This window comes from Streptomyces achromogenes (genome assembly GCF_030816715.1).
GTDB lineage: Bacteria > Actinomycetota > Actinomycetes > Streptomycetales > Streptomycetaceae > Streptomyces > Streptomyces achromogenes_A.
In genome coordinates this window covers 8,273,224-8,298,021 of the sequence record NZ_JAUSYH010000001.1, presented here as the reverse complement: position 1 = coordinate 8,298,021, position 24,798 = coordinate 8,273,224, and the positions used below count along the sequence as shown (strand labels likewise).

At 74.3% G+C, this 24,798-nt stretch carries 22 protein-coding genes; 11 read left to right on the top strand and 11 right to left on the bottom strand.

Going from position 1 to position 24,798, the window contains the following annotated elements:
- Positions 1 to 106 precede the first annotated feature (106 nt).
- Positions 107 to 514, top strand: coding sequence for a cupin domain-containing protein (locus QF032_RS36505; RefSeq protein ID WP_307048649.1), 408 nt, complete (start codon positions 107 to 109; stop codon positions 512 to 514).
- A gap of 256 nt (positions 515 to 770) precedes the next feature.
- On the opposite strand, the gene QF032_RS36500 is transcribed toward QF032_RS36505, so the two are convergent.
- Complete coding sequence (locus QF032_RS36500) at positions 771 to 1,307, bottom strand: isochorismatase family cysteine hydrolase (RefSeq protein ID WP_306946174.1); 537 nt, start codon at positions 1,305 to 1,307, stop codon at positions 771 to 773.
- A 247-nt stretch (positions 1,308 to 1,554) separates the two neighbouring features.
- Between QF032_RS36500 and QF032_RS36495 the strand changes: the two genes are divergently transcribed.
- From QF032_RS36495 to QF032_RS36475, 5 genes are all read left to right on the top strand, one after another.
- The gene (locus QF032_RS36495) at positions 1,555 to 2,196 is read left to right on the top strand and encodes a lipoprotein (protein ID WP_373430428.1); all 642 of its coding nucleotides are present in this window, start codon (positions 1,555 to 1,557) and stop codon (positions 2,194 to 2,196) included.
- Between the two features lie 210 nt (positions 2,197 to 2,406).
- The gene (locus QF032_RS36490) at positions 2,407 to 5,136 is read left to right on the top strand and encodes a SpoIIE family protein phosphatase (protein WP_307059428.1); all 2,730 of its coding nucleotides are present in this window, start codon (positions 2,407 to 2,409) and stop codon (positions 5,134 to 5,136) included.
- A 68-nt stretch (positions 5,137 to 5,204) separates the two neighbouring features.
- On the top strand, positions 5,205 to 7,901 hold the full coding sequence (locus QF032_RS36485) for a SpoIIE family protein phosphatase/ATP-binding protein (RefSeq protein ID WP_307048646.1): 2,697 nt from the start codon (positions 5,205 to 5,207) through the stop codon (positions 7,899 to 7,901).
- A gap of 177 nt (positions 7,902 to 8,078) precedes the next feature.
- A complete protein-coding gene (locus QF032_RS36480; protein ID WP_306946177.1) occupies positions 8,079 to 9,443 on the top strand; it encodes an FAD-dependent oxidoreductase in 1,365 nt (454 codons plus the stop codon).
- 119 nt (positions 9,444 to 9,562) lie between these two features.
- Entirely contained in the window at positions 9,563 to 10,528 is a 966-nt protein-coding gene (locus QF032_RS36475; protein ID WP_307048644.1) for a DUF1152 domain-containing protein, read from the top strand.
- 22 nt (positions 10,529 to 10,550) lie between these two features.
- Here QF032_RS36475 and QF032_RS36470 read toward each other — a convergent pair whose 3' ends face one another.
- From QF032_RS36470 to QF032_RS36460, 3 genes are all read right to left on the bottom strand, one after another.
- Positions 10,551 to 11,567: a hypothetical protein gene (locus tag QF032_RS36470; RefSeq protein ID WP_307059426.1), complete on the bottom strand. Its 1,017-nt coding sequence runs from the start codon at positions 11,565 to 11,567 to the stop codon at positions 10,551 to 10,553.
- Positions 11,564 to 11,932: a PadR family transcriptional regulator gene (locus QF032_RS36465; protein WP_307060506.1), complete on the bottom strand. Its 369-nt coding sequence runs from the start codon at positions 11,930 to 11,932 to the stop codon at positions 11,564 to 11,566. The genes QF032_RS36470 and QF032_RS36465 overlap by 4 nt, the downstream gene beginning before the upstream one ends.
- Positions 11,933 to 12,067: 135 nt before the next feature.
- Entirely contained in the window at positions 12,068 to 13,759 is a 1,692-nt protein-coding gene (locus QF032_RS36460; RefSeq protein ID WP_307059424.1) for a serine/threonine-protein kinase, read from the bottom strand.
- Positions 13,760 to 13,946: 187 nt separating this feature from the next.
- Here QF032_RS36460 and QF032_RS36455 point away from each other — a divergent pair, with 187 nt between their 5' ends.
- Entirely contained in the window at positions 13,947 to 14,624 is a 678-nt protein-coding gene (locus QF032_RS36455) for a hypothetical protein (RefSeq protein ID WP_307048637.1), read from the top strand.
- A gap of 87 nt (positions 14,625 to 14,711) precedes the next feature.
- Here QF032_RS36455 and QF032_RS36450 read toward each other — a convergent pair whose 3' ends face one another.
- Positions 14,712 to 15,200, bottom strand: coding sequence for a roadblock/LC7 domain-containing protein (locus QF032_RS36450; protein WP_307048635.1), 489 nt, complete (start codon positions 15,198 to 15,200; stop codon positions 14,712 to 14,714).
- Between the two features lie 673 nt (positions 15,201 to 15,873).
- Between QF032_RS36450 and QF032_RS36445 the strand changes: the two genes are divergently transcribed.
- From QF032_RS36445 to tgmB, 4 genes are all read left to right on the top strand, one after another.
- On the top strand, positions 15,874 to 17,064 hold the full coding sequence (locus tag QF032_RS36445; RefSeq protein WP_307048633.1) for a hypothetical protein: 1,191 nt from the start codon (positions 15,874 to 15,876) through the stop codon (positions 17,062 to 17,064).
- 251 nt (positions 17,065 to 17,315) lie between these two features.
- A complete protein-coding gene (locus QF032_RS36440) occupies positions 17,316 to 17,615 on the top strand; it encodes a DUF1232 domain-containing protein (protein ID WP_307048632.1) in 300 nt (99 codons plus the stop codon).
- 223 nt (positions 17,616 to 17,838) lie between these two features.
- Positions 17,839 to 18,030 (top strand): putative ATP-grasp-modified RiPP, encoded by a 192-nt coding sequence (gene tgmA, locus QF032_RS36435; protein ID WP_307048630.1) that lies wholly within the window; start codon positions 17,839 to 17,841, stop codon positions 18,028 to 18,030.
- Positions 18,031 to 18,047: 17 nt separating this feature from the next.
- On the top strand, positions 18,048 to 19,034 hold the full coding sequence (gene tgmB, locus QF032_RS36430) for an ATP-grasp ribosomal peptide maturase (protein ID WP_307048628.1): 987 nt from the start codon (positions 18,048 to 18,050) through the stop codon (positions 19,032 to 19,034).
- 169 nt (positions 19,035 to 19,203) lie between these two features.
- On the opposite strand, the gene QF032_RS36425 is transcribed toward tgmB, so the two are convergent.
- The 6 genes from QF032_RS36425 to QF032_RS36400 all read right to left on the bottom strand — a co-directional run bounded on the left by QF032_RS36425 (position 19,204) and on the right by QF032_RS36400 (position 24,716).
- Positions 19,204 to 19,452 (bottom strand): DUF5133 domain-containing protein, encoded by a 249-nt coding sequence (locus QF032_RS36425; RefSeq protein ID WP_306946186.1) that lies wholly within the window; start codon positions 19,450 to 19,452, stop codon positions 19,204 to 19,206.
- A gap of 382 nt (positions 19,453 to 19,834) precedes the next feature.
- Positions 19,835 to 21,109 carry an ABC transporter substrate-binding protein gene (locus tag QF032_RS36420; protein WP_307048626.1) on the bottom strand — a complete coding sequence of 425 codons (1,275 nt, stop codon included), beginning with the start codon at positions 21,107 to 21,109 and terminating at the stop codon, positions 19,835 to 19,837.
- Complete coding sequence (locus QF032_RS36415) at positions 21,106 to 22,218, bottom strand: branched-chain amino acid ABC transporter permease (RefSeq protein WP_306946188.1); 1,113 nt, start codon at positions 22,216 to 22,218, stop codon at positions 21,106 to 21,108. The genes QF032_RS36420 and QF032_RS36415 overlap by 4 nt, the downstream gene beginning before the upstream one ends.
- Positions 22,211 to 23,107 carry a branched-chain amino acid ABC transporter permease gene (locus QF032_RS36410; RefSeq protein ID WP_307048624.1) on the bottom strand — a complete coding sequence of 299 codons (897 nt, stop codon included), beginning with the start codon at positions 23,105 to 23,107 and terminating at the stop codon, positions 22,211 to 22,213. The genes QF032_RS36415 and QF032_RS36410 overlap by 8 nt, the downstream gene beginning before the upstream one ends.
- The gene (locus QF032_RS36405; protein WP_307048621.1) at positions 23,104 to 23,937 is read right to left on the bottom strand and encodes an ABC transporter ATP-binding protein; all 834 of its coding nucleotides are present in this window, start codon (positions 23,935 to 23,937) and stop codon (positions 23,104 to 23,106) included. Before QF032_RS36405 ends, QF032_RS36410 begins: the two co-directional genes overlap by 4 nt.
- Positions 23,934 to 24,716 carry an ABC transporter ATP-binding protein gene (locus QF032_RS36400; protein ID WP_307048619.1) on the bottom strand — a complete coding sequence of 261 codons (783 nt, stop codon included), beginning with the start codon at positions 24,714 to 24,716 and terminating at the stop codon, positions 23,934 to 23,936. The genes QF032_RS36405 and QF032_RS36400 overlap by 4 nt, the downstream gene beginning before the upstream one ends.
- Positions 24,717 to 24,798 lie beyond the last annotated feature (82 nt).

Below are 24,798 nucleotides of genomic sequence, written 5' to 3'. Positions count from 1 at the left end.
TGACCAGCGGAACATGACCCCAGCCGACTTACCGGACACGGCGGGCCCCGGGGGGCTCCGGCGGGCCCGGCGCCCCGGGCCCCCCGCCGCTCCGGGCGACCGCCGCGTGAACTGCCGTCCGCCCGTCGGGAGCCGGGCCGCCGCCGAACCCGCCCCGGTTCTGCTCGCCGACGGCCTCCTCACCGAACGACTCGCCCTGGCCGCGCCCGAGGGCACCAGAGTGGTGGTCGCCGACTACGAGATCCCGCCGGGCGGCACGCTGCCCTGGCACTACCACGACGGCCGGGTCGTCGCCGTCGTGACGGCCGGGGTGCTGACCCGGACCCTGGCGGACGGCTCCGAGTGCGTGACGCCCACGGGGGCCTGCATCGTGGAGCCGGTGGGGCCGCGGGGCGTCCACATGGCGGAGAACCGGGGGTCCGGGCCGCTGCGCATCTGCGCCCTGTTCTTCCTCCCCCGGGACTGTGCGCTGTCTACGCGCGCAGACCCCCCGGCCGCGGCCGCGCCGGACTGACCGGTCCACGCTCGCGCCACGGACGGGACACGGACGGGGACACGGTTCGGGCGACCGGGTCGTCGGACGCCCGGGCCGACGCGTCAGCGCTGCGGGCGGGGGCCCGTCTCCTGGACGGGGAAGGTCTGGTCGGCGCCCGGCAGGGTGGGCCTGGGCAGGGTGGCGACGTCCGTGCGTCGGGTCAGCTCTGCCATGTGTGATGTGCCCCTCGGTGGTGGTGTGTCCGGCCGTCAGCCGCCGTGCTCTGCCGGGCCGTTCAGTTCCACAGCTCGTCGCTGTCGCACACCCGGGCGCCCATGTTGCGCCGCATCATGCTGAGCGCGGCGTCCGCCAGGTCGGCCTGGATGTGGGCGACGGCGTCCCGGGGGACGGTCACCTCGATATGGCGGATGTGGGCGTCGAGGGCGGAGTAGAGCACGCACTGTTCCGTGACCTGGCCGCAGAGCACGACGTGGTCGATTCCCTCCTGGTGGAGGAGGTACGACAGCGGGGTCTCGAAGAAGATCGAGTGCCGCGCCTTGACGACGAAGAGGGACTGCTCGTCCGGCACCAGCGGCTCGACGAGTGCCGTGTGCCGGCCGGCGAGCGCCGTGTCCAGGAGTTCGCCGTGGTGGGAGCGCCACTGGCCGAAGTTGTCGTTGACGTAGACGACGGGCACGCCCGCGTCGCGGGCCCGTGCGAGGAGACCGGCGATCACCGGGACCACCCTGTCGGCGGACGGCAGCAGCAGCTCCGCGTCCGGATGGTCGTAGGTGTTGATCATGTCGATGACGATCAGTGCGGTCTTGCTCATGCGGCTATGGGTTCCCGTTCGCCCCATGGGAACGCCGATATGACGGCATGTCACTCGTCCGCGTCACGGGACGTCACGGGGTGCGGCCCGGTGGTGCGAATCTCGGTGGCGAGGGCGGCGCACCTCTCGGTTACAGTGCTCCGCCGGCAACGCGCCGGCCCGGAGAGGAGACACAGCGGTGCGCTTTGGGGTGGGGAACGCGGGACACGCGGGTCGTGGGGGGCACGCGGGGAGGCTTCGGCGGGGGGTGACCCTGGCGGCCCTGGCGACCGGACTGGTGACGGGGTTGGTGACGGGGTGCACGACCGAGCGGGAGGGCTCGGACGCCGCGACCGGGACGTCCGGGAAGAGCGGCGTGAAGGTCGCGAAGCGCGGGGGGTCGGTGGGGGCCGCCGGGTCCGCCTGTGAGCTTCCGGTCGCCTTCGACATCGCGGAGTTCTGGAAGGCCGAGGCCGTCGACTCAGTGGACGCGTCCGCCGCCGGCACGGACCTGGCCGAATTCGGGGACCTGTTCCTGCACCAGGGCCCGGTCACCGCGGCCTGCGAGATCGACGCGAAGCCCGCCGGCAAGATCGGGTTCCTCCGGGTGTGGACCGGTGCTCCCGGCAAGGCCGACGCGCGGACCGTGCTGAAGGAGTTCGTGGCCGCCGAGCAGGAGGCGAGCGGGGCCGTGTACCGCGAGGTCGAAGCAGGTGACGTCACCGGCGTCGAGGTCGAGTACACCACCACGAGCAAGCTCCTCGAGGAGAGCAAGCAGGAGCACGCCTTCGCCGTCACCACGTCGAAGGGCCCCGTCGTCCTCCACCTGGGCGGTATGGACACCGGCGAGCACGAGGCGATGCTCCCCGCCTACGAGCTCGCCAAGAGCACCCTGCACACCACCGGCTGACGCCCGCCCGTCCGGCCTCCCGGAGCCGGTCACCCGGTCACCCGGTCAGCCGGTCAGCCGGTCAGCCGCCGAGCAGGGTGCGCGTGCTTGCGGCGGCCGGTTACCCCGTCCGGCGCTCATTTCTCCCGGCGAGCGGATGCACATCCGGTCACATGTGGCGCATTCTTGCTGTGTCGCCCCACGCGGCGGCGCACGGACGAGGTAGGGCCGATGACTGGGAGCGCCAGGGACGAGCGGAAGCCGTCCGGACCGCCGCCCGCGCTGCTGACCGGGGCCGTCACGGACGCGCTGCGGACGACGGCCGGGCGCGCGGCGGGCGTCTACCTGCGCTCGGGGAGCTCCGGGTTGCTGCGCCTCGCGGTCCTCTCCGGGCTGCCCGGCCAGCTGTTCCGTCCCTGGTGGCGGGTGAACGTGGACCGGCCGTTCCCGGTGGCCGACGTGCACCGGACGGGCGTTCCGGTGGTGCTGGCGAACGCCACGGAGGTGATGCGGCGCTATCCGCAGTTCGCGGCCGGACTCCCCTTCCAGTTCGGGTCGCTGCATGTGCCCGTCGTGGCGGAGGACCGGGCCTTCGGGGTGCTGACCGTGCTGCGGGCGTCGGCGGCCGACGCGGCGGAGGTGCAGGCGGAGGGCGAGCGGTTGTCGGCCGTCGCGGACGCCCTGGCCGCGGACCTGCTGCGGCTGGACGCGGACGGCGGGACCGTCACCTGGGACGACGCGCCGCTGTGCGTGCGTCCACCGGCCGCCGGACCTGCCCCGGGGCGCGTCGGGCGGTTCGCCTGGAACCAGGTGACCGGCGCCCTGGCCGTGGACGCGCGCGCCTGTGAGCTGCTTGGTCTGCCGGCCGGCGATTTCCCCGGCACGCTGGACGCCCTGGCCCGGGCCGTCGACCCGGCGGACGCCCACCGCCTGCCCGGCCTGCTGCACCGCACGGCCCTGGGCCGGCCCCCGTCGCTGCCGATCCAGGTGCGGACGGCCGCGGGCGGTCTGCGGTTGCTGGATCTGTGGCCTGCGACGGAGGCGGAAGCCGCGAGCATCGGCCCGGCCGCCGCACCCGCGCGGCCCGCCGTGCGCGCCGGGGAGGCACAGGAGCGGGGCCCGGCGACCGGGGAGACCTGGGGGGCGCCGGAATCCGGGGGGCCCGCCGCGTCGGACGGCGGCGGGGCCTCTGCCTCTTCCGACGCACCGCGCCCCGTCGCCGGGGTCCTCCTGGACCCGGGGCCGGGCGCGCTGGCCGACGGGGCGGCCGATCTGCTCCCTGAGGGCGTGTTCTGCCTCGACCGGACGGGCCTCGTCGTCTACGCCAATCCCCGGGCCGGCCACCTGCTGGGCGTGCCGCGGGAGCTGCTGGTCGGACGGCCGCTGTGGGAGGCCGTGCCGTGGCTGAACCAGCCCCCGTACGAGGAGCACCTGCGGGGTGTCCTGCTGTCGCCCGAGCCCGCCCACTTCGACGTGCGGCTGCCCGCCGTGGCGAAGGAGCCCGCGACGCCCCGTCCGTACGAGGGCGACTGGCTGCGGATGTCGCTGTACCCGGGCGCGGATCTCGTCACCTGCAAGGCCGTGCCCGCCGACCGTGTCCCGCACGACGACGTCCCCGAGGCCACCGGCCCGGACGCTCCCGCACCGGACGCCGCCGCCTCGGCGGCCCCGCTGTACCGGCCGATCGTGCTGGCCATCGCGCTGACGGAGGCGGTCACCGCCCGGCAGGTGTCGGCGGTGGTCATGCAGGAGCTGCTGCCCGCGTTCGGCGGCCGTCGGCTGGCCATCTACCTGCTTCAGGAGCGGCATCTGTACCTGGCCTGGGAGTCCGGGTTCCCCGAGGGCTTCCTGGCGCCGTTCGAGGGGGTCGCCCTGGACGCCCGGCTGCCCGGCGTGGAGACGCTCACCACGGGCCGGCCGCTCTTCTTCGACTCGATGCAGCAGCTGGCCGACGCCTACCCCGGTATCGAGCTCGACGCGGAGGAGGGCGCCCGCGCCTTCCTCCCGCTGATCGCCTCGGGCCGACCGGTGGGCTCGTGCATCCTCGGCTTCGACCGTCCGCGCAGTTTCGGGTCCAAGGAACGCACGGTGCTGACCGCGCTGGCCGGGCTCATCGCCCACGCGATGGAGAAGGCCCAGCGCTACGACACCGAGGCGGCCCTCGCGCGCGGCCTGCAGCAGGCCCTGCTCCCCCGCCGGCTGTCGCAGCACGCGCGCGTGGAGACCGCGGGGCGCTATCTGCCGGGCACCGAGGGCATGGACGTGGGCGGCGACTGGTACGACGTGGTGGAGGCCGGGGACGGGCTCGCCCTGGTCATCGGGGACGTCCAGGGCCACGGGGTGCAGGCCGCGGCGACCATGGGCCAACTGCGCAGCGCGGTACGCGCGTTCGCGCTCGGGGACCGGCCCCCCGAGGAGGTCATGGGCGGCACGAACCACCTCCTCATCGACCTGGACCCCGGTCAGTTCGCCAGTTGCTGCTACATCCGGCTGGACCCGTCCACAGGCCGCGCCCGGGCGGCCCGCGCCGGGCATCTGCCCCCGCTGCTGCGCCACCCCGACGGCCGGACCGACGTGGTGGACCTGCCCGGCGGGGTGGTCCTGGGGGTGGATCCGCGCGCCCACTATCCGGTGACCGAACTGCTGCTGGAGCCGGGCGCGATCCTCGCCCTCTACACGGACGGGCTGGTCGAACAGCCCGGCCACGACATCGACGAGGGCATCGCCGCGCTGCGCAGTGCGCTGGCCGAGGCCGGCGGAGCACGACGCCGCCCGGCCGCGGGGAACCCCGGCACCCCGCCCGAGGCCACCGGCGGCGCCGGCCCCTCGCTCGCCGGTGTGGCGGACCTGCTGACCGCGGCGGCCCGCCGGTCGGCGGACCGGTTCGACGACATCGCACTCCTGCTTGCCACCCGGCGCGACCGGGCCGGGCCGGGGCCGAAGCCGCCGCGGCGGGGCTGAGCGGCGCGCACTGTCACCCTGGGTGACGGCTCTCGCCTCAGGAGGCCGGGCAGTGTAGACATGAGCACATGGTCCGACTCCTGGGGCGCTCGGATGCCCGTCAGGCCCGTGGTCCCCGGGGCCCGCGGGGTCGGCGTGCTCCCGAGACCACGTTGGGCGGGCGCAGTCTCGCCGCGCAGGTGTTCGTGTTGCAGGTGGTCATCGTGCTGCTGCTGGTCGTGGCGGCCGTGGTGGCGCTGCTGCTGCAGGTGCGGCACGACAGCACGCAGGAGGCCCGCAACCGCTCCGTGGCCGTCGCGGAGACCTTCGCGAACTCGCCGGGCATGGTGGAGGCGCTGAACAGCCCGGATCCGACGGCCGTTCTGCAGCCCAGGGCCGAGGCCGCCCGCAAGGCCTCGGACATGGACTTCATCGTCGTCATGAACACCGACGGCATCCGCTACACGCATCCCAAGCCGGACCGCATCGGCAAGAAGTTCGTCGGGACCCTCCAACCGGCGCTGGACGGCGGCGTCGTGGTCGAGGAGGTCAACGGGACCATCGGCCGGCTGGTCCAGGCGGTCGTCCCCGTGAAGGCGCCCGACGGGCAGGTGGTCGGGCTGGTGTCGTCCGGCATCACGACCGAGCACGTGGGCGGCAACGCCGACCGGCAGCTGCCGCTCGTCCTCGGCAGCGCGGCACTCGCCCTGCTGCTGGCCACGGCGAGCACCGCGCTGGTCAGCCGCCGGCTGCAGCGCCAGACGCACGGTCTCGGGCCGCGCGAGATGACGCGGATGTACGAGCACCACGACGCCGTGCTGCACGCGGTGCGGGAGGGCGTGATCATCGTCGGCGGCGAGGGCGATCTGCTGCTCGCCAACGACGAGGCACAGCGGCTCCTCGACCTGCCCCCGGACGCCGAGCGGCGGCAGGTCCTCGAGCTAGGACTCGACCGGGAGACCGCCCGGCTGCTGGCCTCCGGGCGGATGGTCACCGACGAGGTGCACCTGGTCGGGGAACGGCTGCTGGCGATCAACCAGCGGCCCACCCACCTGGCGGGCGGTCCGGCCGGCAGCGTCGCGACGCTGCGCGACTCCACCGAGCTGCGGGCCCTGTCGGGGCGGGCGGAGGCGGCCCGTGAGCGTCTCGACATGCTGTACGCGGCCGGGGTCGGCATCGGGACGAGTCTGGACGTGACCCGGACGGCCGAGGAGCTGACGGCGCTGGCCGTGCCGAGGTTCGCGGACTTCGCGACCGTCGACCTGTTCGACGCCGTCCTGGACGGCGAGGAGCCCCAGACGCAGGGCACGCTGCGGCGCACGGCGGTCAGCGGGATCCGCAAGGGCGCCCCGCTGTACGCGGTGGGCGACCGGATCCGGTTCGTCGACTCCGCGCCGCAGGCCCGCAGTCTGGGCACGGCACGGGCCGTGCTGGAGGCCCGGCTGTCCCGGGCGCCGGGCTGGCGTGCCCAGGACCTGGAACGGACCGAGCAGGTCGTGGAGTTCGGCATCCACTCGCTGATCACGGTGCCGGTGCGGGCCGGCACGCTGATCCTGGGCGTGGTCAGTTTCTGGCGTTCGGAGCGGCCCGACCCGTTCGATCCGGACGAGGTGGCGCTCGCCGAGGAGTTGGTGGCGCGGGCGGCCATCTCCATCGACAACGCGCGCCGTTTCACCCGCGAGCACGGCATGGCCGTCACCCTGCAGCGGAGCCTGCTGCCCCGTACGCTGCCGGAGCAGAACGCCCTGGACATCGCCTACCGGTATCTGCCGGCGCAGGCCGGTGTGGGGGGCGACTGGTTCGACGTGCTGCCCCTGTCGGGAGCCCGGGTCGCTCTGGTCGTCGGTGACGTGGTGGGACACGGGCTGCACGCGGCGGCCACCATGGGGCGGCTGCGCACCGCGGTGCACAACTTCTCCGCACTGGATCTGCCCCCCGAGGAACTGCTGGGTCTGCTCGACGAGTTGGTGGCGCGCATCGACCAGGACGAGGCGGGCGACCAGGGCAACGCGGCCGTCTCCGGGGCGACCTGTCTGTACGCCATCTACGACCCGGTGTCCCGGCGCTGCACGATCGCCCGCGCCGGCCATCCCCCGCCGGCGGTGGTGCATCCCGACGGCCGGGTCGAGTACGCCGACGTGCCCGCGGGGCTCCCGCTCGGGCTGGGCGGACTGCCGTTCGAGACGGTCGAGCTGGAGCTGGCCGAGGGCAGCCGGCTGGCGTTGTACACGGACGGGCTGGTGGAGGACCGGGAGCGGGACATCGACACCGGTCTGGAGATGCTGCGCACGGCGCTGGAGCGGAGCGCCGACGGCTCGCCGGAGGAGACCTGCCAGGCGGTCGTGGACGCGCTGCTGCCGGCCCGGCAGGGCGACGACATCGCACTGATCGTCGCGCACACCCGGGCCCTGGGCGCCGAACGCGTCGCCGAGTGGGACGTGCCGGTGGACCCGGCGGCGGTCGGCGAGGTGCGGTCCGCGGCGATGCGGCAGCTGGCGCGCTGGGACCTGGACGAGCTGTCCTTCGCGACGGAGCTGATCCTCAGCGAGCTGGTCACCAACGCGATCCGCTACGGCAGCGGGCCCGTGCGGGTGCGCCTGCTGCGGGACCGCACGCTGATCTGCGAGGTCTCGGACGGCAGCAGCACATCGCCGCACCTGCGTTACGCGGCGATGACCGACGAGGGCGGGCGCGGACTGTTCCTGGTGGCGCAGCTCACCGAGCGCTGGGGCACCCGGTACACGCCCAAGGGCAAGGTCATCTGGGCCGAACAGCCGCTGCCCTGAGGGGGCGTGGGCCTCCGGCGTGCGGGCGTGTGTTCCGCCGCGGCGGGGCTCGGGGAGCCGCGTCCGCTCATAAATGGGGTTTATGAGCTCATAGAGTGGACCCGCGTACCGAGTTAGGCTTGCCTTAGTTTAGGCTTCCCCCGAGTCGATCTGTCACCGCTCGAAGGGAACCTGATCATGCCCCGCCCTCTGCGGGTAGCCATTGTCGGAGCCGGCCCCGCCGGGATCTACGCCGCCGACGCGCTGCTCAAGTCCGCCGTGGCCGCCGACCCGGGTGTCTCCATCGACCTCTTCGAGCGCATGCCGGCCCCGTTCGGCCTGATCCGCTACGGCGTCGCCCCGGACCACCCGCGTATCAAGGGCATCATCACCGCCCTGCACCAGGTCCTCGACAAGCCGCAGATCCGTCTCTTCGGCAACGTCGACTACCCGACCGACATCAGCCTGGACGACCTGCGCGCCTTCTACGACGGCGTGATCTTCTCCACCGGCGCCATGGCCGACCGGGAGATGTCGATACCGGGCATCGACCTCGACGGCTCCTACGGCGCCGCGGACTTCGTCTCCTGGTACGACGGCCACCCGGACGTGCCGCGCACCTGGCCGCTGGAGGCCGAGAAGGTCGCGGTCCTCGGCGTCGGCAACGTCGCCCTCGACGTGGCGCGCGTGCTCGCCAAGACGGCGGACGAGCTGCTGCCCACGGAGATCCCGGCCAACGTCTACGAGGGCCTCAAGGCCAACAAGGCGCTGGAGATCCACGTCTTCGGCCGACGCGGTCCCGCACAGGCGAAGTTCTCGCCGATGGAGCTGCGGGAACTGGACCACTCCCCCACGATCGAGGTCATCGTCGACCCCGAGGACATCGACTACGACGACGGCTCGATCGCGACGCGGCGCGGCAACAAGCAGGCCGACATGGTCGCCAAGACGCTGGAGAACTGGGCGATACGCGATGTGGGCGACCGCCCGCACAAGCTGTTCCTGCACTTCTTCGAGTCGCCGACCGAGATCCTCGGCGCGGACGGCAGCGTCGTCGGCCTGCGCACCGAGCGCACCGCCCTCGACGGCACCGGAAACGTCAAGGGCACCGGCGAGTTCAAGGACTGGGACGTCCAGGCGGTCTACCGCGCCGTCGGCTACCTCTCCGAGAAGCTGCCGAAGCTGCCCTGGGACCTCGACTCGGGCACCGTCCCGGACGAGGGCGGCCGGGTCATCGAGGAGTCGGGCGCGCACCTGCAGTCCACGTACGTCACCGGCTGGATCCGGCGCGGCCCGGTCGGCCTGATCGGCCACACCAAGGGCGACGCCAACGAGACGGTGTCGAACCTGCTGGACGACCACGCCAACGGCCGTCTGCACACCCCCGACGCACCCGAGCCGCAGGCCGTGGACGCGTTCCTCGCCGAGCGCGAGGTCCGCTTCACCACCTGGGAGGGCTGGCACCGGCTGGACGCCGCCGAGAAGGCGCTGGGCGAGCCGCAGGGCCGCGAGCGCGTGAAGATCGTCGAGCGTGAGGACATGCTGCGGGAGAGCGGCGCGTAGGCACGGTGACGGGGCCCGGGGGCGGACGCCTCCGGGCTCTTCCCTCCGGCGCGCACACCCGGCGCGCACCCTCGGCGAATCCGTTGGTCCGCAAGATCGCCGGCTGTTAGCGTCCGGGGGTGTTCTCCCTCCAGGAACCTCCTCTCTTCGCCCGGCTGCGCGATGCGCGCCGGGTGCTCGTGGCCGGCGCGGGCGGCGGTTTCGACGTGTACGCGGGGCTTCCGCTGGCGTTCGCCCTGCGGGCGGCCGGCAAGGACGTCCACCTCGCGAACCTCTCGTTCGCCGACCTGTACGGACTGCCCTCGGACGTGTGGCTGGAGCCCGACGTCGCGGCCGTCGGCCCCGACCTCGCCGTGCGCGGCGACTACTTCCCCGAACGCACCCTGGCCCGCTGGCTCGACCGGCAGGGGCTGCCCTCCACCGTGTACGCCTTCCCGCGCACCGGCGTGCGGCCGCTGCGCGCCGCCTACCGGGCGCTGGTGGACCACCTGGGCGGGGTGGACGCCGTGGTCCTGGTGGACGGCGGGACCGACATCCTGATGCGCGGCGACGAGCACGGCCTGGGCACGCCCGAGGAGGACATGGCGAGCCTCGCCGCGGTGCAGGGCCTCGACGACGTCCCCCAGCGGCTGGTGGCCTGTCTGGGCTTCGGGGTGGACGCGTATCACGGGATCAGCCACTCACTGGTGCTGGAGAACCTGGCCGAACTCGACCGGGCCGGCGCCTACCTCGGCGCGTTCTCCCTGTCGCGGCTGAGCCCAGAGGGCGCCCTCTACCTCGACGCGGTGGCCGACGCCCAGGCGTGCACGCCGGGCCACCCGAGCATCGTCAACGGCTCCGTCGCCGCGGCCGTGCGCGGCGACTTCGGCGACGTCCGGTTCACCGAGCGCACGAAAGACGGCGAGCTGTTCGTCAATCCCCTCATGGCCCTGTACTTCTGCGTCGACGCGCCCGGCCTGGCCCGCCGCAACCTCTACCTGGACCGGCTGGCCGACACCGTCCTGATGCGGCAGATCAGCTCCCGCATAGAGGAGTTCCGCGACGAGCTGCCCCGGCTGCGGCAGCCGCGCGTCTTCCCGCACTGAGGCGGGCACGCCGTTCGGGCGGTCAGCGGGCTGCGAGGTCACGGCCCCCGACGACCGCGAGGACGGCGGTCAGGAACAGCAGGGCGGCCGCCTGGACGGCGAATCCGGCCACCATCGCCGTGGGCAGGGGCATGGACACGTCGAGCCAGGTGTACGCGGCGGCCACGCGCAGCGTGAGGACCAGCAGCCCGAGCACGGCGAGGGCGAGCGCGCCCTCCCCGCCCGCGGTGCGGCCCCGGCGGCCGCGTCGCACCAGCCAGCCGAGTGCGCCGAGGACGAAGCAGGTGGTCGGCGCCCACACCGAGTCGGCCACTGCGGGCAGTACGACGACGGAGGCGCCCATCACGACACAGCAGCCGAGATGGACCGTGCCCGGTGTGCCGACGGGCAGCTCCGCCGGGGGCGCGTCGCGGTGGCAGGCGGTGCACAGGGCCAGCGCCGGCAGCCAGGCGAAGGCCGCCGCGGCGGTGGCGTACGCCGGCTCCGGCGGGGGGAAGTCGGTCACGAAGGGCGCGAGGAAGGGCCACAGGGTGGGCAGGGCGGCGAGCAGCACGCTGATCCGCGCGGTCCTGCGGCGGTCGCGCAGCAGGGCGAAGTAGCCGACCGTCCACCCCAGCGGCAGCACCCAGGCGGCGACCTCGGCCGTGGCGACGACCGGCCCCCGCCCGGTGAACCCGGACATGAACACGTCCCTGGCGAAGGTGCCGTGCGTGGACGTCCAGGTCAGCTCCAGTGCCCGGTCGGCGACCGCGGCGGCCGCCTGCAGCAGCACGGCAGCGAGCGCGAAGAGCCGGACCGCCGAGCCGAGCAGCGCGTAGCGGCGCGGCGCGGCTGCCGTGCCCAGCCGGGCCCGCAGGGCGAGGGCGGCGACGCTGGCCGCCTCGCCGAGGGTCGGCCGGCTCTGGTCCTGGAGATCGCGGTCGGTGTCCCCGAGGAAGACCTCGACCATCTCCTCCTCCCGCTGCTCGCGGTAGTACGCGGGCAGCAGCCGCAGCACGGCGCGGTATCGCGCTTCGAGAAGGGTCGTCGTGCCGGTCATGCCAGACCTCCGGCGAGTCCGGGCCCGGGGGCCGGCGGGATGACGGTTCCGGGGGCGCGGCGGCCCGCGTCGATGCGGCGTCTGGCCGCGCCGGCGCCGGCCGCCATGCGGTCGGCCTCCGCCGCCAGGGCCTGGACGCCCTCGTCGGTGACGCGGTAGTAGCGCCTGAGCCTGCCCTGCTGGACCTCCTCGCGGTCCAGGGCGATGAGTCCGTCGGCGGTGAGCCGGTCGAGCACTCCGTAGAGCGTGCCCACCCGCAACTGCACCTCGCCGTCCGAGAGTTCCTCTATCTCCCGCAGGATGCCGTAGCCGTGCCGCGGCTGGTCGGCAAGGGCCGTCAGCACGAAGAAGGCGGCCTGGGTCATGCTCCTCGATGCCATGGAACTGAATATATCGGCTCCCGATATATTCCGCATGACGAAACACCCCTTGGCACACTCCGGCCGAGGCCGGTGCGACGGTTCGGCGCCCAGGGCGTCACCGCCCGCCGCCGCCGGCCGTCAGCCGTCGTCGCGCGGGTAGGTCGCGATCACCCGTCCCTTGACGTCGGCCCGGAGGTAGCCGCTGCCGTACTCGTCGGACAGGTAGACGCTCATCGACGGCCCGGTGTCGAAGACGGTGGACCCCGGGTCGACCAACAGGTAACGGCTGGTGGGACGGGGGACGCCGAGGCTCTTCGCGGCCCGGGCCAGCAGCCCGGGCACCTTGTCCCAGTCATAGACGTCCAGGTCGACGGGGACCGCGCCGTTCATCACGGTGCCGCCCGGGCCGTCCTTCACCGCCACGTCCCCACCGCGGTACATGTACCGGTCGTAGAGCTTGGGGCGGCCCTTCACACAGACGTCGGCGATGGCGTACTCCTCGTACACCGCGAGGCTCGTCACCTTCGCCCCGCCCGTGGCCGCGGACAGCTTCGCGACGACGTTCTTGACGCCGTCCCCGCTGAGCAGGTCGACCTTCTGCGGGTCGGCCGCGTCACCGGAGGCCGCCCCCGAGGCGTCGCCGGAAGTGGCCCCGGACGCCCCGGAGGCGGCATGCCGGGCGCTCTGCGACGCGGACACGCCCGGCAGGGGTGAGGCCCCGCCGCTACCGCCGCTGTCGCCGTCGTCATGGAGGTACGGAACCAGCGTCCACGCGAGGAGCCCGGCCAGAGCGCCGGCCAGCACGGCGACGGCGACGCCCGCGCCACGGCCGCGGCGGGCGGGAGGCCGGGCGTCGGCGGGCGGGACGACGGTGACCGCGCCGGGCGGCGCCGCGGGCGGCGCGAGGGAGTACGAGGTCGTCGACGGCCGCGGAGCCTGGACCGCCGGCGGGACCGGAGCGGACGGGAAGGCCACGCCCGGCGTCGGCGCGGCGGCGGTCACGGCCGCCAGCATCAGGTCGACCCGGGCCGCGTCGGGGCGGGCCTGCGGGTCGCGCACCAGCAGCGCCGTGAGAACGGACGTCAGCGGTCCCGCGCCGCGCGGCGCGGGCACGTCCTCGCTCAGCACGGCGGCCAGGGTGGCGAGCGTGCTGCCCCTGCGCAGCGGATGGCGCCCCTCCACGGCGACGTACATGAGCATCCCGAGGGACCAGAGGTCGGCGGCGGAGCCGCCCTCCTTCCCGCTGACCCGTTCCGGAGCCATGTAGTCCGGCGAGCCGATGACCGAGCCGGTGGCGGTGAGGCCGGCGGACTCCCGGACGGCGGCGATGCCGAAGTCGGTGAGCACGGGCCGTCCGTCGGGGCGCAGCAGGACGTTGGCGGGCTTCACGTCGCGGTGCTCGATGCCGACGGCGTGCGCGGCGCGCAGCGCGGCCAGCACTTCGCGGCCCATCCGGGCGGCCTCGACCGGGGCCATCACGCCCCGTTCCAGCCGGTCCTGAAGGGAGCCGCCCTCGACGAGCTCCATCACGATCCACGGATACGTGTGTTCGCCGCCGTCCACGATGTGATGGATGGTGACGACGTTGGGATGGTGGACGCGCGCCAGCGCGCGCGCCTCGCGCAGGACGCGCTCGCGCAGCACGCCGGCGGCCGCCGGGTCGTGCTCGGCGAGGTCCGGGTCCGCGTGCCGCACCTCCTTCACCGCCACCGCGCGCTGCAGGACCAGGTCGTGGGCCCGCCACACCAGGCCCATCCCTCCCCCGCCGAGTCGCTCCACCAGCTCGAAGCGTCCGTCGACGACGCGTCTGTGGGTGCCCCCTGTGCTCATGGAGGGAGCTTAGAGGCAGCGACCGACACGCGGTGTGTCGGCCGGAGGGGCAACAGCGCGAATGGTCCGGGCGCCCACGGGCATGCTGTGAACGAGGTCACTTCCGCCGGGCCGTGCCGCAACCGCTCCCGGTCCGCTCCCTCTCCCTCACCCCCTCCTCTCGCCCTCCCCACGAAGGACGTGTGCTTTGGCTCTCCTGCACCCTGACGCCCCCTCGGCCCGCCGTCCGGGCCGCTGCTGGACGATCCGCGTGGTCGGGCACCGGGACCGCACCGCGTCGGTCACCTGCTCCTCCGCCTGCGCGATGCCGCCGCGCTCCCGGGACCTCGCGGCCCTGCGCCGTTTCGCCGAGGCCCACGCGGCCGCGCACGCCCGGGCGGCGGCGGTGCATCACGACGCCGCCTGCTGGTGCCGCCGTCAGCGGTGCGCGCCGCACGAGGACGTCCGGGTCTCCTGCGCGGGCACGGTCGTCCTCGTCCTGCGGCACGACCCGTCGGTCGGTCAGGTGTGGACGCTCAGCGAAGTGTGCTCCGCGTGCGCCCCGTTGATGCCCCACACGCGCGTGCTGAGCCGGGCGACTGCGCCGCGGCCCCGCGTGCCGGACCCGGCGGCGGCTCCGGAGGCGAACGCCCGTACGGCCGGCCCGGCGGGGGCTGCCGACTCCGGTGCGGGGCGGGAGGTGCAGGGCAGGCCCGCTCCGTCGGGACCCACGATGCCCGCCGTCGGACCGGCGCGGCTCGTCCCCGGCGGTTTCAGCGCGCCCTCCACGGGCGCCGGCGCCGGCCCGGAACGCAGCAGCGGTGCGCGGCGGCGCCCGGTCGCGGGGCGACGCGGACGCCCGGGAGCGGGTGGCGGCGCGGGGTGACGTACACCGTCCGCCGGCGACGCCTTCAGGGCGGTGGCGGGACCGGGTCCGGTTCTTCAGGGCCGGTGGCGGGACCGCGACCCGTGATCAGGGCCGGTGGCGGGACTGCGGCGGGATGCGGAGTGGCAGCGCGCCCTGGATCCGGTCGCCGGCCCGCGGCGGAGGGAACCGGCCGCCCCCGGCGTCGAAAGGCCGTTCGTCCGCGGACCGGGCGGCCATGAGCTCGGCTATGCGTGCGCCGCAGCGCCGCCCCTCCAGGTGCAGCCGGCCGACGTTGACCCGGTCGTCGGCGAGCAGGGTCAGCACGGCGGTCGGCCCGGCCGCGTAGGTCGCGAGGTAGCCGTCGGCGCCGCGTACCAGGAGTTCGCGGAAGTCGCCGCGGGCCGCCAGGTCGACCATGCGGCGTCCGACGCCGAGCGCCGCCGCGGTGAGCGCGGCCAGTCCCTCCGGCGGGACGTCCGGCATGTCCTGGGCCAGGACGAGGCCGTCGGCGCCGGCCGCCAACGCCCCCGTCAGCTGCGGCATGCGGGCGCGCAGGCGGTGCAGTTCGTCGGCGACCTCGACCTCGACGGCCATGACCGGTGTCCCTTCGGCGCGTTGGCGACTGGTGCGGAGCGAGTGCGGTGCGGCGCGGGATGGTTCGGGTGCCCCAGAGATTACGGAACGCGGCAGCCGAAGGCGACGACTTTGGCACATTCCTTTGGCATGCCCGGCGTTCGCCGACGGCAGGGGTCGGATCGTCCGCGGGGCCGCACTGCGAGGCGGCCCGGCGGGAAGGCGGGCCGGGAGCGGCTCGCACGGGAGCGGGCGCCGCCCCCGGGCGGGGGCACGGAGACGGCCGCCCGGCTCGCCCGGCGGACAGCGGCGCGGCGGGCGGGTCGGCGGGCGGCGCACGGACGGGGCCCGCCCCGAAGCGGATGGTGGGCGGGCCCCGTCCGCCGTCCCATTCTCCCGTCCCGCACCGGGAGATCCCATGAGTGCGGGGCGTCCGCCGTGGTGCACGGCGCACACCCCGGGCGGGCGGCGCGCACACTGCGCGTCGTCTCCGGCGGATGCGGCCAACCGGGCGGATTCGGACGCGTGACGGGCGTCGCGCCGGGGAAGGGGCTCCTGGAACGAGGGCGTCCTCGGGCGCCCTCGCCGCCACCCGTCGGACCGCCCACCCCCTGTGGCGAGCGATACTGGCCTTCGCGCGTCGTCGCCCCGTCGTCGCCGCGCCGCCGCCCGGCCCGCCCTCACGAATGGACCCATGCACATCGCCGCGACCGATTCGCCCATGACGCCCTCCACGGTGTGGCAGGCCCGTGGCCGCCACACCGGACCGACCGCGCCGGACGTCCTGCGCAAGAACCTCCAGGCCCTCAAGGACACCGGCGCCGTGCAGGATTTCGCGGAGCTGCCGGAAGCCGACACTCCCGACGGGGAGACGGCCTTCGAGGCCCGCTGGCAGCCCGAGGAGGACGTGACGGTCCGCGCCCGGCTCACCCTCGCCGAGTGGTCGGGCCGGGGCCAGGAGTGGACGCTGACGGCGGAGGCGGACCGCCCCTGGGACCAGCGCTGGCCGTCGCCCGCCGGCGTCTTCTGGCCCTGGGACGCGGACGCCCCGTGGGGCCACGAGACCGTCACGGGCGAGCGTTTCCTCGACGTCAACCCGCTGCCCGCGGACGACAAGGAGCTGCGGCGAACGCTCCGCGCCGCGCTGCGCGACACCTGGGCCGTGCACACCGTCGTCCACGAGGCCATGACGCCCGACGAGCAGGGCCGCCGCTCGCTGGTCCCGCTGCTCCCGCCCGGTCTGCATCACCGGGTCGTCGAGCACCGGGCCGCCCCGCACCAGCTGCGCACGGTGAACTGGGCCCTCAAGGAGTCGGGGGCGGAGGTGCCGCGCGGCGGTGCGCTGGTGCTGCCCGGCGTACCCGCTCCGGCCGACTACGACCCCGTCGCGTTCTCGGTGCGCAGCGTGTTCCTGGACGGCACGCATCCCACCGAGCTGCTGGACGCCGTGCGGCGTTTCGCCGCTCTGCCCCGGCCGCTGCCGGAGGGCGGCGACGCCGCGCTCACCGTGCTGCGGGAGGAGTGGCAGCTGCTGACCCTGGAGGAGGAACTCGCCCGTGAGCGCGCGCTGGTGACGATGTACAAGGACGCGCTGGAGGCGATGACGGAGTCCCGGGACCTGTACCGGGAGGCCGCCGAGCACGCCCACGAGGCGCTGGCCGCGTACCGGGAGGCGGCGGCCGAGGCCGACACGGCCGGAGTGCCGCGGCAGGCGCCGGCCAAGCGGACCGGCTCGCCCTTCCAGCAGCTGGGCCGGACGCTGGAGCGGTTCAAGGAGTCCACCAAGGGCCTGCGGCCGGTGCCGGCGAGCACGCCCGCCGAGGGGCCGGAGCAGGACCGCACATCCGGGCCCGGCGGCGCGGAGGCCGGCTCGACGCACCCGTAGGCGCAGGCCGCAGTGTCGCGCGCCCCGATTCGTCCCGCACGCCTGTTCCTCCCGCTGGCGGAGCCCTCCGGCCGGTCGCGTCCCTCGGACGCGGCGCCCGGGTGAGGGCGTCCGATGCGGTAATCCTGCCGGAAACGGGCATTCGAGCACCCGAAGCGGGGAAATCGACAGACAGGGACCGCGATCCGGGGTCCGGACAGGAAGCGCGGAGCACGGCCGGACGTAGCGCGACGGACCACAGGGGAGGACCCGTGGATGCGCCAACCACGCTCGTCGTCGTCGGGGCGGTGGCGGCCGTCGCGCTGTTCGCCGCGGCCGCCGCGGTGCTGACCCGGCTGATCCGGACCCGCCGGGGCCTCAGACGGGCCGGACTGCCCACCGGCCCGCGCTGGGTGTTCTGGGGGGCGGTCCTGTACTTCGTGTTTCCGGCCGATCTGCTGCCGGATCCGGTCTATCTCGACGACATCGGCATGCTTCTGCTGGCCCTTCGTTCACTGCGTCGCGCCCCCGACCGCACCACCGGGCACGTCTCCGAGCGCGTCCCCGACTGACCGCCGCGGAAGACGTTTTCACCACCGCTCGACCCGATCTCCCCTGCTCCACGCCCTGCTCGGCGCCCAACTCCCCGACGATCACGGAGAGTAGGGAAACCAACCACCCGTTCGATTCGTATAAGTGACTGAAGGGCGCACCAATCCAGCACCAAGCAGCGGGCCCGAGTGACGTCGCACAGCGGCACCGCTTGATCGAGGCAGTACCGACGAGGGAGAGACGATGCAACCGTTCACGCTCAACTACGCACGCCCCGCAGCTGAGTTGGAGTTTGCCACTCCGTATGTCTACGACCCCGGAATGCAGTTGAACGTACTTTTCGACGGCCGGATCGCCGCTCGCGACCACGCCCTCCTCAGAGAACTGGCGACCACCACCTCGACAGCGGGCTCCAAGACCCACTTCGACGACTGAACACAGGCCGACGAATAATGACCGTGCTCATCCTGACCTGTGAAGAGGACGTCACGGCGGACATGGTGGTCGTGCACCTGAACGCCGCGGGCGTCCCCGTCGTCCGGCTCGATCCGGCCGACCTGACCCATACCGTCGCGCTCTCCGGCGAGTACGTGCACGGAGCCTTCCGTGGCCATCTGTCCTCCGCCGGACGGCTGGTGAGCCTCGAAGGGCTGCGATCGGTGTGGGTCCGCCGGCCCGGCTCCCCCGCGGCCCGGGCGGCCCAGCCGTCCGCGTGGCTGACGGAGGAGGCGTCGCAGGCGCTCTACGGCATGCTCCGGGCGACCGGCGCGCGCTGGATGAACCACCCGGACGCCTCCGTCCGGGCCCGGCACAAGCCCTGGCAGTTGCGGCTCGCACAACGCAGCGGCCTGCCCGTGCCCGCCACGATCGTCACGACGTTCCCGCAGGCGGCCCGTGAGTTCGCGGACCGCTATCCGGACCTGGTCGTCAAGCCGGTGTCCGGAGCGCATCCGCAGGATCCGCCCCGCGCGGTGCCCACCACCCGGGTCCCGCCGGACGCCGACTTCGCCGCCGTCGCCTACGGTCCGACGCTGCTGCAGCGCCGGGTGGCCAAACGGGCCGACATCCGGCTGACCGCGGTCGGCGACCGCCTCCTCGCCGCCCGCAAGGAAACCGTCCCCGGCGGCGACCCCGACGTGGTGGACGTGCGCTACTCGCCCTCCGCGACGCCCTGGCGTCCCGCCGACGTCCCGCCGCGCCTGGCCGAGGCGGTGCGGACGTATCTGCGGGAGGCGGAACTCGCCTACGGCGCCTTCGACTTCGCGGAGGACGCCGACGGCACCTGGTGGTTCCTGGAGTGCAACCAGTCGGGTCAGTTCGGCTTCGTGGAGGTGGACACCGGTCAGCCCATCGCCCGTACCATCGCCGACTGGCTGGCAGGGCCGCCGACCGAGCGCGACGCCCTGCGCGCCGCCCGGTGCGGCTCCGCGGCCCCGTGAGACGCCCGGCGCGACGGGAGCTCGGGGGAGCTCCGCCGCGCCGGGCCCGTCCACCCGCCGTCGGCCCCCGCCCCGGTGCCGGTGGACCGGATGCCGACGGGCCCCGGGGCCGCATGCCGGCCGGCCCGGGGGCCGGACACCGCACGGCGGGTCCGGCCGTTCCATGGCCTCAGACGGCCAGCGACAGTCCGTCCGAGCCCTCCGCGGGCGTGCGCGTCACCGGAGCGGACTCCAGCAGGGCGTCGGCCGCGGCGACCGCCTCGCGGACGTCGGCGGTGCCCATGAGCACGCACAAGGTGTACGTCACGTCCTGGAGTTCACGAGACGCCTGCGGCGTCTCCCTCTCCGCCTGCGCGATCTTGAGCGTCGCGTAGCGGGTCAGCAAGGTCCTGGCGATTTTCGGGTCCGGAACGATCACGAGCGCCCCTCTCTCTGTTGTGCGCTGCGTGTGCCCGGACTCGAGCGAATCATGCATGACACACGGACTTCTCACTCCCCAGGGGCATGATCCGGCCAAGGCGGGCGCGGGCGCGGATCGGATGATCGCCCCGGTGGCGGTGGTCGAGCGGTCTTCCGTGCGACGACGCCACGGAAGCCGTCCGCCCGGTGGTCGTGTCGGTCGGCGGCGTCCGGTCCCGCGAGTCCACCGGCGGTCAGGGTGAGTCCCGTCGAAGTCCGGTGCGCCGGACGGTGATCGCGACGCACCGGACCTCTCCCCCCTGGCCCGCCGTCGGCCGCGGGTCCAAGGGAGATGAGCGAAGGCGTTCAGCAGCCGGGCCGCCGAATCGCCCGGGGGCCGGTCAGGAGCGGCCGGCCAGGTACTCCGTGACGCCCGGCGCCTGGTGCGCGTCTTCCACGCCCACCACACCGCCGAGCGCCTTCGCGTCCGGCTTCAGCACATAGGTGGACAGGGCGGCGGGCTTGGCGACGTCGGAGAAGTCCTGCGGCGAGCCGAGGCCGGTGTCGGCGTTCTTCTGCGAGCGGTGGGCCTTCACCACGTCCTCCCGGGCCAGGCTCCCTGCCGCGCAGGCCTTCTTGAGGTCGGCGCCGAGCAGTTGCGCGGCGTTGTAACCGGACAGCGTGCCGGCGTCCACCGGGGAGTCCGGGTACTTCTTGCCGTAGGCGGCCGCCATCCGTTGGACGCCCGGCAGGTCGGAGCTCACGGCGGGCGCCGCGCTCACCACGTTCAGCATGGCCAGCAGGGCCGGCGCCGCGGGGGTCTTCATGAGCTGGGGCGCGAAGCCGGGCGCGCTGCTGACGACGGGCACCCGCAGCCCGCGCGAGGCGGCGACCCCGACCAGCGAGGCCGTCTGCGCCGGACCCGCGCTGATCAGGACGGCCTGCACACCCGCCTTGCGCAGCGCCGACACCTGCGCCGACAGGTCCGTGTCGGTCGCCTTGATCTTCTGCGGCACGATCGTGAGCCCGGCCCGCCCGGCCGCCCAGGTGGATCCTTCCAGGGCGTTGGCGCCGTAGTCGCCCTCGAAGTAGACATGGCCGACGGAGTCGCCCTTGGCCAGTCCCTTCGTCCGGGTGAGGAAGTCGACGGCGGCGATCATGTCGACGTCGTAGGTGGTCCCGATGACCTGGACGGCGTCCTTGCCGAGCAGGGAGGCCGCCCACGCCTGCGGGAAGGTCAGCAGGTGGTCGCGTTCGATGTCGTCGAGGAGGGCGGCGACCACCGGGGATCCGATGACCTGCGGCAGGGCGACGACGTCCGGGGCGAGGTCGGCGTAGGCGGTGACCGCCTTCTGCACGTCGTAGCCGTGGTCCTTGACCACGATCTCGACCTTGCGGCCGCAGACGCCGCCGGCCGCGTTGGTCTCGTCGGCCCACATCTGCTGGGCCTGCACGATGGACTTGCCGAGGGTCGCGTAGGGGCCGGTCAGGTCGGTGAGGGCGCCGAGCCGGAGGGTCTTGTCGGTCACTCCCGGGCCCCCTTTGACGCCGTCGGCGCCTTCGGAACCCCCGCCGCCGCTCCCGGCCTTGGAGCTGCAGCCGGTGGCCGTGACGAGCAGGGCCGCGAGCGCGGCGGCGAGGACGGGGGCGCGGTGTCTGTGCTGCGTGCGGTTCACGGGGTGGGCTCCTTGGCTCGGACTGCGCTGGCGGGTGGACGGTTCGTGGCCGCCGGTGACGGGGCGGCGGGCCGCAGACGGGCGCGGACGCGGCGGGTGAGGCCGGCCAGTCCGTCGGGGGCGTACAGCAGGACGAGGACGATGGCCGCGCCGTACAGGTAGCGGGCCGCCTCGGTCGGGCCGACCCCGCCGTCGCCGGCGCCGGGGGCGGTCACCAGCGGCAGTTGGTCGGCGTAACGGGTCATCAGCAGGGGCAGCGCGGTGACGAACACGGCGCCCGCGGCGGCTCCGGCGACGGATCCCAGTCCGCCGATGACGATCATCGCCAGGTAGTCGACCGAGAGGGCCAGGCCGAAGTAGTCGGGGACCACCCGGCGGAAGGCCAGCGCCAGCAGGACCCCGGCGAGGCCGGCGTACATCGACGACACGACGAAGGCCGCCGAGCGGTGGCGGGCGACGTCGACGCCCATCACCGCGGCCGCGGTCTCACTGTCGCGCAGCGCCGTCAGGGCGCGTCCGGGGCGGCCGCGCAGCAGGCCGCGCGCGGTCCACCAGGTGGCGGCCAGCAGCACCAGTCCGAGGTACCAGAGGCGTTCCTCGCCGCCGAAGGGCACGCCGAGGACGACGAGCGAGGAGCCGTCGCCGGCGAAGGAGAACCCGCCGAGGGTCAGCGGGGGCACCGAGCGGCCGTTGAAGCCGCCGGTGACGGAGTCGGCGGTGAGCAGCACGTGGTGGCCCAGGAAGACCAGGGCGAGCGTGGCGACGCCCAGGTAGATGCCGCGCACCCGGCCCGCGACAGGGCTGAAGAGCCCTCCGGCCGCCCCGGCCAGCAGCACCGCGAGGAGCGCGGCGAGCGCGGTCGGCAGCCCGGGGCCGGGTTCGCCGGCCAGCCAGGTGTAGCCGTAGGCGCCCACTGCGAGGAAGAAGGCGTGCCCCAGGGAGAGCTGGCCGGCGGCGCCGGTGAGCAGACCGAGGCCGACGGCGCCGATGGCGGCGGCCATCGAGAACAGGCCGATGCGCAGCCAGAAGGCGTCGAGGTAGAAGGGCGGCGCGCACAGCAGGAGAGCCGCCAGGAGGGCGCCCGCGCCCTTGGGGATGCGCTCAGACACGAGCCGCTCCCTTCGCGCCGAACAGCCCGGTGGGGCGCACCAGCAGGACGGCGACCATCACCGCGTAGGGGGCGACGTCGCCGAACCCGTCGCCCAGCACGTGCAGTTCGGACTGGTAGCCCGCGGCCAGGGCCTCGGTCAAGCCGATGAGGAGACTGCCCGCGAGGGCGCCGGGCGGCGAGGCGAGTCCGCCGAGGATCGCCGCCGGGAAGGCGTTGAGGGCGATCTGGCCGGTGGTCCGCTCCAGCCCGGGGGCGGGGAACGCGGCGAGGAACACGGCCGCCAGGGCGGCGAGGGCGCCGGCCAGGCACCAGGCGAGCGTCCGTACCCGGCTCAGCCGCACCCCCATCAGGGCCGCGGCCTCCGTGTCCTCGGCGGCGGCCCGCAGGGCCAGGCCCCAGGGCGTGAACCGGAACAGGGCGAAGACGGCGCCGATGGCCAGCGCGGAGACGACGATCGCGGCGATCCGGCTGTCGGCGACGGTCACCGGGCCGAGCCGGGTCACCGAGTCGCCCCAGGGGTCGCCCAGGGTGAGCAGATCGCCGCCGATGCGCCGGGACAGGTCGGTCAGCAGCACGATGTCGACGCCGATGGTGACGATGGTCTGCACATGCGCGGCCCCGGGGTCGGGGTCGCCGCGTTGCAGCAGCAGCCGGTCCAGTGCGCCGGCGAGGCCCGCGGTCGCCAGGACGGACACCGCGAGCGCGCCGGCGAATCCCAGGTCGTCGTGGAGGACGGCGGTCAGGTAGCCGCCGAACAGCAGCAGGGATCCGTGGGCGAAGTTGAGCACGCCCGACGCCTTGAAGATGACGACGAAGCCGAGCGCGACCAGGGCGTAGACCGCGCCGAGGGCGAGACCCGCGAGGACGCTGTCGAGGAAGGCGGTCATACGGGGTCCTCTCCGGGGACGCCGAGGTAGGCGCGCAGCACCTCGGGGTGTGCGCGCACCTCGTCGGGCGAGCCGTGGGCGAGCGTCCGGCCGAAGTCGAGGACCGTGACCTCGTCGGCGAGACGCATCACCAGGCCCATGTCGTGCTCCACGAGCAGTACGGACAGGCCGAGTCGGGCGCGGACGGCGGCGATCGCCTCGGCCGTGCGGGCGCGTTCGGCGCCGTTCATGCCGGCCACCGGCTCGTCGAGGAGCAGCACGCGCGGTTCCAGGCACAGGGCGCGGGCGAACTCCACGCGTTTGCGGTCGCCGTAGGACAGCAGAGCGACGGGGGTGTCGAAGTGGGCGGCGAGACCGGTGAGTTCGGCGATCTCGCGGACCCGGTCGCGGTGCGCGCGTTGTTCGCGGACGGCACGGGGCAGGTGCAGCGCGCTCGCGGCGAAGCCGGCCCGCGACAGGGCGTGGCGGCCGAGCATCAGGTTGTCGGCGACGGTGCCCTCGGTGGTGACGATGTTCTGGAAGGTGCGGGCGACGCCGAGTGCGGCGATCCGGTGCGGGGCGAGTCCGGTCAGTTCGGTGTCCCCGAGCCGGACCCGTCCGGACTCCGGGCGGTACAGGCCCGACAGGACGTTGAAGCAGGTCGACTTCCCGGCGCCGTTGGGCCCGATGAGGGCGTGTACGGAGCCCGGCGCGACGGTGAGGGAGACGGCGCCGAGGGCGGTCAGGCCGGCGAAGCGCACGGTGACGTCCTCGACGTGCAGGGCGGGGGGCGGCGCCGGGGGCCGGTCGCCCGTGGCTCCCCGGGCGATGCGGGCGGTGCGGGCGTTCACGCGGCCCCCTGGTCGTCGGCCGGGTCGCCGAGGTAGAGGCGGCGGACCGCGTCCGTGCGCGCGAGTTCGTCGGCGGGGCCGGACAGCCGGACCTCGCCCACCTCGAGGACGTGGGCGTGGCCGGCGAGGGACAGGGCCATGCCCGCGTTCTGCTCGACCAGCAGGACGGCCGTGCCCTGGGCGTTGATCTCCCGGACCACCTCGGCGATCCGGTGCACCATGCGCGGGGCGAGGCCCAGCGAGGGCTCGTCGAGCAGCAGCAGCCGGGGCGCGGCCATCAGGGCCCGGCCGATGGCCAGCATCTGCTGCTCGCCGCCGGACAGCAGCCCGGCCGCCTGCCGCCCGCGTTCGGCGAGCACGGGGAAGAGGGTGTGCACCCGCTCGCGTGCCGCACGGACCTGCCCGGGCGCGCGCCGGCCGGGGCCGAGGCCTCCGGTGCGCAGGTTCTCCTCCACGGTCAGTCCGGCGAAGACCCGGCGGCCTTCCGGGACCTGGACCACGCCGGCCCGTACGGCCGCGACCGGGTCACGGCCGTCCAGGACGGTGTTGCCATAGCGGATCAGGCCGGCCGTGACGGCCCCGCGGTGCAGCCGGAGGGTGCCCGAGACGGCCCGCAGCAGCGTGGACTTGCCGGCGCCGTTGGCGCCCAGCAGGGCCACCACCGCGCCGTGCGGGACGGTCAGGGACACGGAACGCAGGGCCGACAGGGCCCGCCCGTACGTCACGTCGAGACGTTCGACGTGCAGGGCGGGCCGCTCCTGCGGGGGTGCCTGGGGCATCGCGGCTCCTCGGAACCGTGCCCGTGGGCACGGCGTTCGGGGGAAGGGGAGCTCACGACAGCACGGCGGACGAGGGGCGGTA

What these genes read in the sequence shown, in the direction of transcription:
- QF032_RS36465 (WP_307060506.1), bottom strand. Translation starts at nt 11,932, where the DNA reads ATGACCCAGGCCGCCTTCTTCGTGCTGACGGCCCTTGCCGACCAGCCG.
- tgmA (WP_307048630.1), top strand. Translation starts at nt 17,839, where the DNA reads ATGCAACCGTTCACGCTCAACTACGCACGCCCCGCAGCTGAGTTGGAG.
- QF032_RS36470 (WP_307059426.1), bottom strand. Translation starts at nt 11,567, where the DNA reads ATGACCGGCACGACGACCCTTCTCGAAGCGCGATACCGCGCCGTGCTG.
- QF032_RS36490 (WP_307059428.1), top strand. Translation starts at nt 2,407, where the DNA reads ATGACTGGGAGCGCCAGGGACGAGCGGAAGCCGTCCGGACCGCCGCCC.
- tgmB (WP_307048628.1), top strand. Translation starts at nt 18,048, where the DNA reads ATGACCGTGCTCATCCTGACCTGTGAAGAGGACGTCACGGCGGACATG.
- QF032_RS36485 (WP_307048646.1), top strand. Translation starts at nt 5,205, where the DNA reads ATGGTCCGACTCCTGGGGCGCTCGGATGCCCGTCAGGCCCGTGGTCCC.
- QF032_RS36500 (WP_306946174.1), bottom strand. Translation starts at nt 1,307, where the DNA reads ATGAGCAAGACCGCACTGATCGTCATCGACATGATCAACACCTACGAC.
- QF032_RS36400 (WP_307048619.1), bottom strand. Translation starts at nt 24,716, where the DNA reads ATGCCCCAGGCACCCCCGCAGGAGCGGCCCGCCCTGCACGTCGAACGT.
- QF032_RS36450 (WP_307048635.1), bottom strand. Translation starts at nt 15,200, where the DNA reads ATGGCCGTCGAGGTCGAGGTCGCCGACGAACTGCACCGCCTGCGCGCC.
- QF032_RS36480 (WP_306946177.1), top strand. Translation starts at nt 8,079, where the DNA reads ATGCCCCGCCCTCTGCGGGTAGCCATTGTCGGAGCCGGCCCCGCCGGG.
- QF032_RS36460 (WP_307059424.1), bottom strand. Translation starts at nt 13,759, where the DNA reads ATGAGCACAGGGGGCACCCACAGACGCGTCGTCGACGGACGCTTCGAG.
- QF032_RS36410 (WP_307048624.1), bottom strand. Translation starts at nt 23,107, where the DNA reads ATGACCGCCTTCCTCGACAGCGTCCTCGCGGGTCTCGCCCTCGGCGCG.
- QF032_RS36445 (WP_307048633.1), top strand. Translation starts at nt 15,874, where the DNA reads ATGCACATCGCCGCGACCGATTCGCCCATGACGCCCTCCACGGTGTGG.